At 71.4% G+C, this 13,556-nt stretch carries 15 protein-coding genes and 1 riboswitch; of the genes, 8 read left to right on the forward strand and 7 right to left on the reverse strand.

What is annotated here, in order from left to right; translation table 11 throughout:
- The first annotated feature begins 101 nt into the window (after positions 1-101).
- Both ACX80U_RS07435 and ACX80U_RS07440 read left to right on the forward strand, forming a co-directional pair.
- On the forward strand, positions 102-1,124 hold the full coding sequence (locus ACX80U_RS07435) for an MBL fold metallo-hydrolase (protein WP_459267958.1): 1,023 nt from the start codon (positions 102-104) through the stop codon (positions 1,122-1,124).
- Positions 1,125-1,227: 103 nt separating this feature from the next.
- Positions 1,228-1,701 carry a MarR family winged helix-turn-helix transcriptional regulator gene (locus ACX80U_RS07440; RefSeq protein ID WP_133081394.1) on the forward strand — a complete coding sequence of 158 codons (474 nt, stop codon included), beginning with the start codon at positions 1,228-1,230 and terminating at the stop codon, positions 1,699-1,701.
- A 4-nt stretch (positions 1,702-1,705) separates the two neighbouring features.
- Here the strand turns inward: ACX80U_RS07440 and ACX80U_RS07445 are convergent, their stop codons facing one another.
- Entirely contained in the window at positions 1,706-2,020 is a 315-nt protein-coding gene (locus ACX80U_RS07445; protein WP_459267959.1) for a hypothetical protein, read from the reverse strand.
- A 182-nt stretch (positions 2,021-2,202) separates the two neighbouring features.
- Between ACX80U_RS07445 and malQ the strand changes: the two genes are divergently transcribed.
- Entirely contained in the window at positions 2,203-4,374 is a 2,172-nt protein-coding gene (malQ, locus tag ACX80U_RS07450) for a 4-alpha-glucanotransferase (RefSeq protein WP_459267960.1), read from the forward strand.
- 55 nt (positions 4,375-4,429) lie between these two features.
- Positions 4,430-5,398, forward strand: a complete 969-nt coding sequence (locus ACX80U_RS07455; RefSeq protein WP_459267961.1) for an NAD(P)/FAD-dependent oxidoreductase — start codon at positions 4,430-4,432, stop codon at positions 5,396-5,398.
- Between the two features lie 78 nt (positions 5,399-5,476).
- Here the strand turns inward: ACX80U_RS07455 and ACX80U_RS07460 are convergent, their stop codons facing one another.
- On the reverse strand, positions 5,477-5,905 hold the full coding sequence (locus ACX80U_RS07460) for a YtxH domain-containing protein (protein WP_133081390.1): 429 nt from the start codon (positions 5,903-5,905) through the stop codon (positions 5,477-5,479).
- 184 nt (positions 5,906-6,089) lie between these two features.
- On the opposite strand from ACX80U_RS07460, the gene ACX80U_RS07465 reads away from it, so the two are divergent.
- Complete coding sequence (locus ACX80U_RS07465) at positions 6,090-7,358, forward strand: multidrug effflux MFS transporter (protein WP_459267962.1); 1,269 nt, start codon at positions 6,090-6,092, stop codon at positions 7,356-7,358.
- Here ACX80U_RS07465 and ACX80U_RS07470 read toward each other — a convergent pair.
- The 3 genes from ACX80U_RS07470 to ACX80U_RS07480 form a co-directional block, all read right to left on the reverse strand.
- A complete protein-coding gene (locus ACX80U_RS07470; protein WP_459267963.1) occupies positions 7,333-8,544 on the reverse strand; it encodes an alcohol dehydrogenase catalytic domain-containing protein in 1,212 nt (403 codons plus the stop codon). The two genes, ACX80U_RS07465 and ACX80U_RS07470, sit on opposite strands and share 26 nt — an antisense overlap.
- 146 nt (positions 8,545-8,690) lie before the next feature.
- Complete coding sequence (locus ACX80U_RS07475) at positions 8,691-8,942, reverse strand: hypothetical protein (protein ID WP_208740206.1); 252 nt, start codon at positions 8,940-8,942, stop codon at positions 8,691-8,693.
- A gap of 132 nt (positions 8,943-9,074) precedes the next feature.
- Positions 9,075-9,200, reverse strand: coding sequence for a hypothetical protein (locus ACX80U_RS07480; protein ID WP_459267964.1), 126 nt, complete (start codon positions 9,198-9,200; stop codon positions 9,075-9,077).
- A gap of 121 nt (positions 9,201-9,321) precedes the next feature.
- Here ACX80U_RS07480 and ACX80U_RS07485 point away from each other — a divergent pair, with 121 nt between their 5' ends.
- On the forward strand, positions 9,322-10,161 hold the full coding sequence (locus ACX80U_RS07485) for a DNA-formamidopyrimidine glycosylase family protein (protein WP_459267965.1): 840 nt from the start codon (positions 9,322-9,324) through the stop codon (positions 10,159-10,161).
- Here the strand turns inward: ACX80U_RS07485 and ACX80U_RS07490 are convergent.
- Positions 10,120-11,391: a glycoside hydrolase family 26 protein gene (locus ACX80U_RS07490; protein WP_459267966.1), complete on the reverse strand. Its 1,272-nt coding sequence runs from the start codon at positions 11,389-11,391 to the stop codon at positions 10,120-10,122. The genes ACX80U_RS07485 and ACX80U_RS07490 overlap by 42 nt on opposite strands.
- Positions 11,392-11,408: 17 nt before the next feature.
- Positions 11,409-11,483: riboswitch (cyclic di-GMP riboswitch) on the reverse strand.
- Between the two features lie 327 nt (positions 11,484-11,810).
- Between ACX80U_RS07490 and ACX80U_RS07495 the strand changes: the two genes are divergently transcribed.
- Positions 11,811-12,482 (forward strand): peroxiredoxin-like family protein, encoded by a 672-nt coding sequence (locus tag ACX80U_RS07495; RefSeq protein WP_208740246.1) that lies wholly within the window; start codon positions 11,811-11,813, stop codon positions 12,480-12,482.
- 111 nt (positions 12,483-12,593) lie between these two features.
- Positions 12,594-13,052: a GNAT family N-acetyltransferase gene (locus ACX80U_RS07500; RefSeq protein ID WP_459267967.1), complete on the forward strand. Its 459-nt coding sequence runs from the start codon at positions 12,594-12,596 to the stop codon at positions 13,050-13,052.
- Positions 13,053-13,064: 12 nt separating this feature from the next.
- Here the strand turns inward: ACX80U_RS07500 and ACX80U_RS07505 are convergent, their stop codons facing one another.
- Entirely contained in the window at positions 13,065-13,553 is a 489-nt protein-coding gene (locus tag ACX80U_RS07505; protein WP_459267968.1) for an aminoacyl-tRNA deacylase, read from the reverse strand.
- Positions 13,554-13,556: the final 3 nt, after the last annotated feature.

Raw genomic sequence — 13,556 nt, forward strand, 5'->3', positions numbered from 1 at the left:
CTCGCACGGTGCGGGCCGGGCGGCGTGCGAACACCGGCGGCAGGCCGTCGCGGGCACCCCCGCGCACTGCTTGAATGGGACCAGACACTCCGGAAGGACCCATGGACAGCACGAGCAGGCAGCAGACCGACGCCCTGGAGCGCGGCGAACTCCCCCCGCTGGAGCAGGTGCGCGACGACGTGTGGGCGCTCGCCCAGCCCATGCCCGGCGGACATCTCGCGTACTCCTTCACCTATCTGCTGCGGGACGCGGACGGGGGCATCCACGTCGTCGATCCCGGCTGGGACTCCGACGACAACTGGGCGCGGCTGATCTCTGCGCTCGCGGAGATCGCTCCGGGACGAGGCGGCGCCGACGCCGTCACGGGCATCACCGGCACGCACCTGCACCCGGACCACGTGGGGATGGCAGCCCGGCTGAGGGACGCATCGGGCGCGGAACTCGCGATGCACGGCAGGGAGCGCCAGGCCCTCGAACGGCACCGCGACCGGCTGCTCGACCTCGACGAGGCCGCCGGACGGCTGGAGGAATGGGGCGTTCCCGCCGACCGGAGAAGCGAACTGGCCCAGTTCGTGGACCGCTCTCCTGCCGGGCTGGTGCTCGCCGTGGACTCCGTGCTGTCCGACGGCGACGTCCTGGACGTCCCGGGGTTCCGGATGGAGGTGATGGCGACGCCGGGACACACTCCCGGGCACATCTGCCTGCGCGACGACGACCGCGGGCTCCTCCTCACGGGCGACCACGTGCTGCCGACGGTGTTCTCCGGTCTCGGCCTGGGCGGCGGAACGCCGTCGAACCCGCTCGCCGACTTCCTCGAGTCCGTGGAGCGCGTGCGCCGCTACGGGGAGTACGAGGCGCTCCCGGGACACGGCTACCGGTTCGCAGGGCTGGGAGGTCGGGCGGACGAGTGTGCGGAGCACCAGCTACGGCGGGCACGTGAGGTGGCCGAGGTGCTCGCGGCGTCGGACGGTGCTTCCGGGGAACCGGCCGTCTGGGCGATCGCCGCACGACTGACGTGGACGGCCGGGTGGGACGGGCTGCACGGCTTCCAGCTGCTGTCCGCGCTCACCCAGACACAGATGCACCGGGACTTCGTGCGCGTACACGGTGTGCCTGCGGCCTGACATCTTCGGACTTCTCCCCATGAATTCCGACGAATTCCGACGAATTCGGGCGAATTCCGGTGAAGAGGGCCCACTGTGCCCCGGGCATCTATACGCTTCCCCCATGGAAACAGCGGAGGGGCGCGACGGCGGAGAGTTCGATCAGGCCATCGAGGTGCTGGAAGAGCAGACGAGCGTGCTGTGGCGGCGGGAACGGACGACGTCGCACGCCCTCGCGAAGAACGTGCATCCGGAGATGGAGCCGGCCGCGTACGGGATCCTCACGCTCCTGCAGCGGGAAGGATCGCTGCGGGCGACAGACATCGCCGCCAGCATCGGTGTGGGGAAGCCCTCCGTGAGCAGGCAGCTCGCCGGGCTCGAACGGCTGGGACTCGTCAGCCGCCAGCTCGATCCCTACGATGCCCGCTCGCAACGCGTCCTCCTGACGGCGCTGGGCGAACAGCAGCTCGCCGCGGCGCAGACCGGGCGTCGCACAGCGTTCACCGCGCTGATGCGCAGCTGGGCGCCGGAGGACGTGGAGAAACTCGGGGTCCTGATCGCCCGGCTCAACAGCACCTACACGAAGGACACCTGGTAGCGGATCAGCCCTCGCTCCATCCCGAGCCCTCGCGGAACGCTCCCACCCGCCGGCCGGAGCCGGCCTCGAGGGAGTCGTCGGCGTCCTCGTAGAGTTCGCCGGCGTCGGCCTTGCTGTGCCGGAGGAGTTGCTCCGCCTCGGCGTGCGCGTCCTCGAGCCCGTCGGCCACGATGCGGCTGCGGGCGGGAAGGGCGTCCAGGTGGACCACTCGTTCCGCGGTTTCGCCGAGGGGGACGGTGAACCCGTCATTGGTGTCGTCGAGGGGAACCTCCGCTCCTCCGCTCTCCGCCGGGACCACGTACTCGAGGAAATAGGCCATGCTCCAGCCAACCACCGCTCCGGGGCGCATCGCCAGCGGTCGCCGTGCCGCCGTAGGAGCTTGTCCATCCCATCGCGGACTGGTACCCGTCCGCCGGGACGAGGCCCTCGAGGGAGCGTCAAATCGACGGCGGGAGGCCGGACCGGGTGCGGCGGTCGGTACTCCATGCCTAGATTGGAGGCATGGCCGACACAACCGAGAACGAAGCAACAGCCCCGGCGGCTCCCACACCGCTCGAACAGCTCGCCGAAGCGCACCGTGTGGGGACCACCTTCAAGGGATGGGATGGTGAACCCGCCCGCGTGGCCCCGGAGACCCTCGTCACGGTCCTCGCGGCGCTCGGAGTCGACGCCTCCTCCGAGACCGCGATCGCCCGCGCGCTGGACGACGTCGTCGCCGGGCCCTGGCAGAGGGTGCTGCCCGCCGTCGTCGTGGTGCGCCGGAGCGACGTCGACCCGGTGCTGCTGCACGTGCCCGCCGGGGCCGACGTGGAGTTCTGGGCCGTCGACGAGGACGGGGTCCACTACACCGGCACGGTGACGGACGCGACCGAGGTCCGCACGATCGACGGGAAGGACATCGAGCGGCGGGAGGGCGTGCTGCCGCACGCGCTGCCGCTCGGCTGGCACACCCTCCATGCGACGGTCGACGGGCAGGAGACGACCTGCACCTTCGTGGTGACGCCCGACCGCCTGAGTACGACGGCGGCACTCATGGACCACCGCAGCTGGGGGCTCATGGCGCAGCTCTACTCGGTGCGGTCCTCGGAATCGTGGGGCATCGGCGACCTCGCGGACCTCGGCCGATTGGCCCAGGCCGCCGCCGCGCACGGTGGCGACTTCGTGCTGGTGAACCCCCTGCACGCCGCCGAACCCGTCCCGCCCGTGGAGCCCTCGCCCTACCTGCCGACCACGCGGCGCTATTTCCACCCCCTCTACCTGCGGATCGAGGACATCCCCGAGTACGCCCGGCTGGACGCCGGGGCACGGGCACGGATCGGAGAGCTGGCCGCCGGCCTCGCGGACGCCAACACCTCCACCGACCTGCTCGACCGGGATTCGTCCTACGCCGCGAAACTCGAGGCACTCGAACTCGTGTTCGCGGTGCCGCTCCCGGAACAGCGCCAGCACGACTTCGACGCCTACCGCTCCCACCAGGGCCAGGGGCTCGCCGATTTCGCGCTGTGGTCGGCCCTCGCCGAGACGGTCCCGCCGGGCGCGCAGGAGTGGGACGACGTCGGACGCCCCGGATCGCCCGGTGCCCGGGAGTTCGCCGAACGGCATGCAGCGCGCATCGAGTTCCACGAGTGGCTGCAGTGGCTCGTGGACGAGCAGTTGCAGGAGGCGCAACTCGACGCGACGGGCGCCGGGATGTCGATCGGCGTGGTGCACGATCTCGCGGTCGGCGTCCATCCCAGCGGTGCCGACGCCTGGGCCCTCCAGGACGTGCTGGCGACGGGCATCAGTGTCGGGGCACCGCCGGACATGTTCAACCAGCACGGCCAGGACTGGAGCCAGCCGCCATGGCACCCCGAGCGGCTCGCGGAATCCGGCTACGCCGCATTCCGGGACATGCTCCGCAACATCCTGCGCCACGCCGGCGGCATCCGCGTGGACCACATCCTCGGGTTGTTCCGGCTCTGGTGGATACCCCAGGGTGAGGCACCGGGTGCCGGTGCCTACGTCTACTACGACCACCGGGCGCTGATCGGCATCCTCGCGCTCGAGGCGGAACGGGCAGGCGCGATCGTGGTCGGCGAGGACCTCGGCGTCTTCGAGCCCGGCGTGCAGGAGTACCTCGGCGAGCGCGGGATCCTCGGCACCTCGATCCTCTGGTTCGAGCAGGACGAGGACGGGCCGCTGCCTCCCGAGGCCTACCGCCGGGGCTGCCTGACCACGGTCACCGTGCACGACCTGCCGCCCAGTGCGGGCTACCTGGCAGGCGAGCACGTGGTGCTCCGTGAGAAGCTCGGCCTGCTCAGCCGCCCCGTGGAGGAGGAGCAGGCGGAGGATCGCGCCAGCCAGGAGAAGTTCCTCGCGCTCCTGCGGCAGCGGAACCTGCTCCCTCAGGAGTCCCCGGGCGTCCAGCAGACCGTCGAGGCGCTGCACGGCTTCATCGCGCAGACGCCGTCGGTGCTGCTCGGGGTCGCGCTCGCCGACGCGGTCGGCGAGCGGCGTACCCAGAACCAGCCCGGCACCAACGACGAATACCCGAACTGGCGGATCCCCCTCGCGGACGCCGCGGGGAACGCCGTCCTCATCGAGGATCTCGCCGGCAATGAGCGCTTCGCGTCGCTGGTCGCCTCGCTGGGCCTTCCGGCGGACGATGCGGGCGGCACGGGGCCGATCGGCTGACCGCAAGCACAATGTCGGGAGGCGGCACGGCCCCGGCGCGTGGTCGGATGGAGGGATGAACAGGAACGACACCCGGACGTACGACGTCGTCATCGTCGGCGGGGGCATCGCGGGGCTGGGGACCGCGCTCGTCCTCGGGCGGGCCCGGCGGAGCGTCGTGGTGATCGACGCCGGTACGCCGCGCAATGCTCCGGCCGACGCCGCCTACGGCTTCCCCACGCGGGACGGGACGCCGCCGGAACATCTCGTGGCGCTGGCGCGGGAGGACCTGGAACCCTACGGCGTGGACTTCCTCGACGATCGCGCCGAGCATGCCGTGGACACGGCGCGGGGGTGGTCGATCGGCACTGCCGGCGGCCGGACCGTCGAAGGGCGCCAGCTCGTCATCGCCTCCGGGCTCCGCGACATTCTGCCGGACATCCCCGGCGCCCGGGAGGCATGGGGGCGGGGACTGCTCCAGTGCCCCTACTGCCACGGCTGGGAGGTCCGCGACCAGGCCCTCGGAGTGCTCGGTTCCGCCCCGACCTCCATCCACCAGGCGATCCTCCTGCGGCAGTGGTCCGACGACGTGACCTTCTTCCCCCACACCCTCGGCGCCCTGTCCGAGGACGACCGACACCGCCTGCGGAGACGCGGAGTGCGGATCGCGGAGGGCCGGGTGGAGGCATTCCTGCCGGGCCGGGCCGACGACGGCGCGCCACGCCCGCTCCTGGGCGTCCGGCTCCAGGACGGCGCCGTGGTGCCCTGCGTGGCGGTGTTCTGCGAACCGGGCGCGGACGCGGGTACCCCGCTCCTCGCGGGCCTGGGCTGCGAGATGCGCGACGACGGCTGCGTCGGCACCGACGACATCGGACGGACCTCGGTGGAACGGGTCTGGGCCGTCGGCAACGCGACCGATCCCGCCGCCCAGCTGGTGCCGGCGGCAGGGGATGCCTATCGGATCGCCGTCGCAGTCAACGCGATCCTGGTGGAGGAGGACTGCGAGGTCTGCCTGGAGGCGGAAGCGGTGAGCGAGGGCGTCTGAAGCCCGGGGCAGGGTCCCCCCGCCCCCGTACGCCCGAAGGCCCCGGCAGTGCCGGGGCCTTCGGGCGTGCTGTCGCCCCTACTTGCCGAGGTCGGGGCGGGTGGCGTCGTCCTGTGACAGGAACGGCGTGTCCTCGACGTGCGCAGGATCGCCGCCGCTCGGACCGGTGGGGCCGGTGCTGCCCGTGTCCATGGCGGTGACGACCGGTGGGACATCGAGGGGGAGATCCCCGCTCGCGCCGACGGCCACGCCCGGCTCGGACGGCTTCTTGGCGCCGTCGTCGGATCCCGAGCCGCCCTTCTTCAGCGCACCCTTCAGGGAGTCCTGCACCGCGGGCGCCTTGCTCTTGATGGTTCCGGTGGTCGACGCGACGGTGTCCTGCACCTTCGGGTTGTTCCACAGCTGCTGGGCCTTCGTCTTGATCTGCTCGTAGCTCCCACGGCCGGCGCGGGTGCCGAGGACGTAACCGGCCGCCATGCCTGCTCCGAAAACAATCTTGTTCTTCATGCCGTTCTCCCTTCGGTGGACTGCGTGCTTCCGAATCTAGACCACCACGCGAGGGGGAGCGAGGGAAGTTTTCCGTCGGACGCCCTGGCCGGCCCTACGGCGATTGCATGGCAGGTCCTGGCCTCGCGGCCCGGGATGGACGAGGATAGCAGGGAAAGCGCTATCCAAGGAACAGGCAATTCTCATGGGCCCCACCCCGCACCTCCTCGCACGCTCGGGGAAGGACGTCCGCCGGGACGCTCCGCACCCGAGGGTCCTCCTCCTCGTCGCGGCTCTCGCGATGCTGCAGGTGATCTGGCCGCTCACCATGGACCTATACCTGCCCGCGTTCCCCGCGATCCGCCGGGAGTTCGGCGCCGACGAGTCCGCCGTCCAGCTGACCCTGACGGCGGCCTTCATCGGCATGGGCATCGGTCAGCTGGCCTCCGGACCGGTGTCGGACGCCGTCGGACGGGCGCGCCCCCTGGCGGTGATGATCGTGGTCTACTGCATCGCGACGGCTGCGTGCGCCCTTGCTCCCACGATGGCCTGGCTCATCGCGAGCAGGGCCCTCCAGGGCATGGGGTCGGCGGCCTGTGCGGTCATCGCCCTGGCCATCGTCCGTGACCTGTACACGGGCAGGCGCCTGCTGGTCTTCCTCGCCCGCCTGTCCATCGTCTCCGGCGTGTTCGTGGTGGCGTCCCCCGCCCTCGGCGCCCAGCTCCTCCAGGTGGTCGGCTGGCGGGGACTGTTCTGGACACTCCTCGGCTACGGCGTCGTCCTGCTCTGTGTCGCGGGCAGGATCCTGCTTCGGAACGAGACGCACACGCGGGACCGCCGGCTGCTCCGGAAGGGCGTCCGCCTCCGGGACGACTACCGCACCCTCGCCTCGGACGCCCGGTTCCGTTCCGTCGCCGTGGCCGGCGGGCTGCTCTTCGCCGCGATGATGTCCTTCATGGCCGGCAGCGCCTTCCTGCTGCAGGAGGTCTTCGGGCTCAACCCGTCCACCTACGCCCTGCTGTTCGGCGCCCAGGGCGCCCTCATGGTCGTCGGGGCGCAGGTGGGAGGCCTGGTGGCGCGACGGGCCTCGCCGGGCCTCGCCGTACGCATCGGTGCGGTGGCCCTGGTGGTGGCCGCCGCCGTCCTGCTCCTGAGCGTCGGGTTCGCCCCGCACCTCGGCCTGTGGGGACTGATGGCGCCGGTCATGGGCTTCACGGCGTCGTTCGGCCTGGTCAATCCGGCCCTGCAGGCCACGGCGCTCGAGCACCACGGCCTCCGCGCCGGCACCGCCGCGTCCCTGCTGGGAGCGTCCAACATGGCAGGTGCCGCCGTGATCGCCCCCCTCACCGGAGCGTTCGGGCTGTCCTCGCCCGTGCCCACCGCCGTGGTCATGCTGGCGTGCGCGGTCGTCGCCGCCCTCCTCCTCCTGCTCGGTGTGCGGCGGACGCCTATGCCGTCGTCAGTACCGTCTTGAGCCAGCCCTCCTCGCGCCGGTCGAAGGTCAGGTAGGCGTCGACGACGTCGGTGAGCGGCTCGTGCTGGGTGATGAACCTCGTCGGATCGAAGACCCCCGACGCGACGAGGTCGAGCAGCGGCGGCGTGACCGAGCGGTGATCGCAGTTGCCCATGCGTATCGTGAGGTTCTTGTTCATCGCCTGGCCGATGGGATAGGTCATCATCTGCGGGCTGTAGACCCCGATGATCCCGATGCGGCCGTACTTCCGGACGGTCTCCACGCTCCACCGGGACACCTGGGAGGGTGCGTTCCCCGGCACCCAGTTCCCGCCCTGCGCATTCGTGGTGGGGGCGACCTCCGCGACCTCCCGCGCGAACTGCTCCGCCTGCTGCTCGCCGTCCGCCGCCGCCGGGCCGGAGGACGGGCGCTGGGCGTCCACGCCCACGGCGTCGATGACGGCATCGACGCCGATGCCCAGCGTGGCATCCATCAGGGCCTGCACCGGATCCTCGCGGTTGAAGTCGACGACCTCGGCGTTCTGGCCGAGCGCCTGGACGAGGCGGGTCTCGACGCCGTCGATCGCGAACACGCGTGAGGCGCCCTGGCGGAAGGCGGAGGCGATGGCGAACTGCCCGACGACGCCCGCACCGTACACGGCGACGGTGTCGCCGCGTCGCACTCCTGCCAGCTCGGTACCGAACCACGCGGTGGGGAAGATGTCCGAGAGCAGGATGGCCTGCTCGTCGCTGACGGTGTCCGGCAGCGCGGTGAGCGTGTTCGAGGCCCACGGGATGCGGGCGTACTCGGCCTGCAGCCCGTTCACGGGCCCCGTGGTCTGCGGCCCGCCGAAGAAGCAGGTGCCGGCCTGCGGGCCGTTCGGATTGGCGGTGTCGCACTGGGCGGTGTGGCCGGCCCGGCACTGCCAGCACACGCCGCAGGACATCGTCGAGGAGACGACCACCCGGTCGCCGGGGGCGAACCGGCGGACCGCTGCGCCGACGGCGGTGACCTCTCCCACGGCTTCATGGCCGAGGATCGTCCCTTCCTTCATGCCCGACATGGTGCCGCGGATGAAGTGCAGGTCGGTACCGCAGATGGCGCTCCGGGTGATCCGCATGATGGCGTCATTGGGATCGAGGATCGAGGGATCATCGACGGTGTCGAGGCGGATGTCACCTTCACCGTGCCAGACGAGTGCTTTCATGGGACGCTCCTGATGCGGCGGGGCCGCGGGTAGGGTGCTGGTCGGCAAGCAATCCCAACGCTAGGAGTTCCCCTCCGGGGCTACAACGCCACATGGCACCCGGCGGCCGGTTGCCACGATTCGTGGGCGGGTGTAGGCGCCGGCGGTCAGGAGGAGCGGAGGACGGGTTCGACGACGTCGGGCCGGACCGGGGAGGAGCCGGGCTGCTGGTCCCTGCGATCGAGCTCCTCGGTGAGTTCCTCGTGCCGGATCTCGGTCTCCATGGCCGCTTCGCCGTCGGTGGCGTATTCGTGGTCGAGCTCGCGGTGGATCTTGCTGTTGAGGACCTCGACCTCGGGCAGCTCGAGTGCTGTGAGGTCTTCCGGGAAGTCGTCGGAGGGCGTGAGTCTGGTTCTCAAGGGGGTGCCTGTTCGGTGGTGGGACGGGACACTGCGATCGGGCCCGCTTCTAGACCACGCATGCCGGGCGAACCCGGCAGGGCAAGGCAAAAGAGTACCGGTTCGACCGCCCGGAACGGAAGCCGCCCGGCGCTACGTCGACGTGTTCTTCGCCTGCCGGTCCGTGAGGTCGCGATCGGCCACGAGCACGCCGCCCATCAGGAGCCGGAAAGCGCGGGCCCTGCCTCCCGGGCGAGGAGTCCGGGAGGGCAGAGCCACGGAGCGACCGGTGGGCGCAGGCGGTCGACACGGGCGGGTCGTGCGCCCGGTCTTCCCGGGCCGGGTGTCGGTGGCGGGGGCTAGCCTGCCCTGATGGATGCCGGAGCGAGCAGGAGGTGCGATGCCCGAGGGTGACAGCGTGTTCCGCCTGGCGGCACGGCTGAGGCGGTCCCTCGACGGGCGACTCCTCCGCCGTGGCGATCTGCGTGTCCCCGCCCATGCCACGAGTGCACTGGACGGACTGCGGGTGGTGGAGCACGTGACGCATGGCAAGCACCTGCTGACGCGGCTGGACGGCGGACTCACCCTCCACACGCATCTGCTCATGCAGGGCTCGTGGACGGTCACCGCCGCGGGCAGGAAGCTGCCGCGCGCACTGCTGCCCGACGCACGGGTGATCCTCGAGGTCGAGGACGGCCCCACCGCCTACGGACTGAACCTTCCCGTCGTCGACCTGCTGCCCACGCGGGCGGAGGCCGATGTCGTCGGGCACCTCGGACCCGATCCGCTGCGCGACGACTGGTCCGCGGAGGAGGCGGCCGCCAGGCTGTGCCGAGATCCCGCCGAACGGGTCGCCGCGGCCCTGCTCGACCAGCGCAACGTCGCCGGCTTCGGCAACCTCTGGGCCAACGAGCTGTGCTTCTTGCGCGGCATCCACCCGGACACCCCCGTGGCCGACACCGACATCCCCGCGCTCGTGGCGCTCGGCGCACGATGCCTGCGGTTCTCCGCCGTCCAGCCCGGTGCCCATCAGGTCACCACGGGCACGACGCGCAAGGGCGAGCAGCACTGGGTGGCCGGCCGGGCCGGGAAGCCGTGCCTGCGCTGCGGCACCACCGTGTGCGTCCGTGCCGAGGTCCCCGGTGATCCGGGCCGCCGCCGGACCTGGTGGTGCCCGCGCTGCCAGCCGTTGCGGCAGTCAGCGCCGGGTGGCGAGCGCCGCCGCGAAGGCGTCGGCTGACGCTGCCGTGCTGTTGATGCGCCAGTCGGACTCCTTCGCGATGTGGAACCAGACGAGGGCGACGACGTCCGGCTGGGCGGAGAGGTAGCCGAACAGGTTCGTGATCCACTGGGGCTTCGATCCGCCGACCTCCGAGGACGCGGTCTCGGCGATCAGGACGGGTTTTCCCGGAGCGAGCCGGCGGAGCTGCGCGATCCCCTCGCCGAAGACCGCCTCCGGTTCCTGCCAGCTGCCCCCCGACGGGGAGGTGCCCCAGTTGTAGCCGTCGAGTGCCACGGCGTCGACGTACCCGCTGCCCGGATAGAGACCGTCGAGGGGGACGGAGCCCCAGTAGGGCACGTTCGGGTTCCAGACCCAGCTGATGTTGGTCGCACCGGTCGACGCGACGACGTCGTGCACGTGCTGGTAGGCCGCGACGTAGTCTCCCGTCCCGTTGCCGTTGACGCCTTCCGCCCAGGGGTACCAGTTCCCGTTCATCTCGTGGGCGAAGCGGAGGTACACCGGCTGGCCCCACCGGCCCAGGGCCGTACCCCATTCGCGCAGGTAGGCGTCGAAGTCGCCGGCTGCGATGCGGTCCAGCGAGTAGGCGGGCTGCGCGGTGCCGCCGCCCCAGGTCCAGGGCTCCCAGGTCAGGAGGGTCTCGGCGCCCCTCGCTCGGACGGCGTCGAGTTCGGCGATGGGCGCGGGCTGGTTGAAGTCCTTATAGGACAGGACGATCGAGGGCGCCTCGCCGGCGAGGGCCGTCACCTCGTCCAGTTCCGCGCCGGCAGCCGGCCCGCCATTTGTGCCCACGCCGAACCGGATCGCCTTGGCTGTGCCGCTCGGCACGGGGGTGGGCTCGACGACGGTGAAGCGGGCGGTCGCGACCGCGTTCCCGGCCGTCGCGGTGACGGTCACGGTGCCCGCAGCGGCGGGCATGACGATCGACGCCTGGAAGGCGCCGCCGGCGGTCGTGGTCACGGCCACCCTGGCGGTTCCGGCGACGACGGTACCCTTGGTCCGTTTCGGGAACCCCGCACCCGAGACGGACACGGACGCACCGGGTGCACCGGAGACGCTACCCAGCGTGATCGTCGCAGCGGCCTGCGCGGGGGGAGGGGTCAGCCCGAGGAGCAGGACCGAGATCACGGCGAAGAAGAGGGGGAGCCGGTGGGCGGTGGTCCGTGCCGAAGCGGCAGCGGGAGGGGGAGCGGCGGGGGGAGTCTCGGGTGGAGTCGCGGGTGGAGTCATGGTCGGCACCTAGCTGGTTCGGTAGCCCGGCTGACCGCAGGGGTCCCGTGGCTTTGCGTCCCCGGCTCGCGCCGGGTTTGCCGTTGTCGCCGGGCGGTCGCCCGGGCGCCGGAGGTCCCTGCCGCGGCGGGGCTCCTCCACCATTGTCCCGGAGGTCGTCGTCGGACGGTGGCGGGGCGCCTGAAGGATGCCAGAGGATTCCTGCAGGTCTTCCGCAGCATGCCCGGATCGCCCGCCGGCACCGCTGGAACCGGCCTCGTGGGACGGGCGGAACCGGTCTCAGTCCTCGGTGCGCCGCGGTGGCGGGCGGTGCGGACTATGACGCGGACGGACCGGCGCTCTGGGAATTCGCGGTGACGTGCACCACAATGGGTCCTGCTGCGGGATCGAGGCACCCGCGGTGTTGTTGAGGGGGACAGATGAAGCAGAGACCGGCGTTCACGAACACCATCGCATTCCAGATCGACGAGTACAGGCCGACGTTCGAGGCGCAGGTCGGCCCTGCCCTCGCAGCGGTCTTCGCCCGTGAGCAGGAGGATCTCCGCCGCGCCGGGATCCCCCCGGGGACGGCGCACGCGGGCGACCTGCTCCCCGATGCCGTCCTGCACGACGAGCACGGCCGCCAGGTGCGTCTGGGCGAGGTGCTCGGGGCCGCGGCGGCTATTTTGGTGTTCTACCGCGGTTCGTGGTGCCCGTACTGCAGCATCGCGCTGAAGACGTACCAGCGCGAGCTCCGCCCCGTCGTCGAGGCGTTCGGGACTCGGCTCATCGCGATCAGCCCCCAGGCCCCCGAGACCGCCGTCGCGGCCGCACGCGCCGCGGGACTGCGCTTCGAGCTGTACTCGGACGAGGGCAACGCCCTCGCCTCGCGCCTCGGGATCGTGACGGTGCCCAGCGCGGAATCCGAGGCGGCACGCGCAGCCCTGGGCATCGACGTCGCAGGCACCAACATGGACCGCACCGCAGCCATCCCGTTCCCCACGGTGGTCGTCGCCGACGCCACGGGCACCATCCGCCTCATCGACGTCCGGGTGGACTACACGACGCGCACGGAGACGTACGACATCATCGAAGCCCTGATCGCCCTGTAACCCGCACCCCCCGAGGCAGGCGCCGGTAGGATCACGGCGTGCCGTGCCGGAACACACCCGTCCCGGTCGACGGTGCCGCCGCGCCCACAACACCGAGAGGACAGGCCCTGCATGGAGCTGACGATCGAACGCGTGCCCTTCGACGCCCCCGACGCCGAGGCGCTGCGCAACGCCCAGCAGGCCGAACTGCACGTGCGCTACGGCAGCGAGGACCACGAGCCCGGAGAGTCCCCTACCGCGGACAACGTGCCCTTCTTCGTCGTCGCCCGGGCAGCGGATGGAACGGCCGTCGGCTGCGGGGGCCTGCGCCCGCTCGGCGACGGAGGTCTCGAGGTGAAGCGGATGTATGTGCTTCCCGAGCGCAGGGGCCAGGGCGTCGCGACGGCGATCCTCCGACGGATCGAGGAGCAGGCGCTCGCCATGGGCAGCAGGACGCTGCTGCTCGAGACGGGCACGGAGCAGCCCGACGCCATGCGGTTCTACGAGCGTGAGGGGTACCACCGTATTCCCGCCTTCGGCCTGTACGCGGGCGAGGCACACTCGGTCTGCTACGCCAGGCTCCTCGACTGAGAAGGCCCGCCGTCAGGTTCCCGGGATCTCCGTGGTGATGTCACCGAGGGTTGCCGAGAGGGATGCCAGGAGTGCATCCGCGTCCGTGAACAGCAGGAAGTCCCGGGATCCCGAGCCCATGCCGATCCGCCGTCCCCGGATCCGCTCGTCGGCATAGACGGGAAGGGCGCTCCTGCTGCCCAGTGGCGTGATGGTCCCGGACTCGTAGCCGGTGAGTTCGAGGGCGCTCGCGGGCGGCACGAGCGAGGCCTTGTTCACGGCCAGCAGCGCGCGGAGCCTGGACCAGTCGAGGCGTCTCGTCCCCGGGATCAGGACGAAGACGGTCGTCCCGCCGCTGACCTTGACCACCAGGGTCTTCACTCCGTCCTCCCTCGTGAGGCCCTGGACCGCCGCCGCGTCGTCGAAGGTGCCGTCCTCGTCCCGGGGCACCAGGGATACCCCGAGTCCTCGGGCTGCTGCATCGAGCTCGGCGGGAAGGGGGCGGGCATCGGCGGTGTCCATCGC

The sequence above is a fragment of the Arthrobacter sp. TmT3-37 genome (assembly GCF_054510835.1).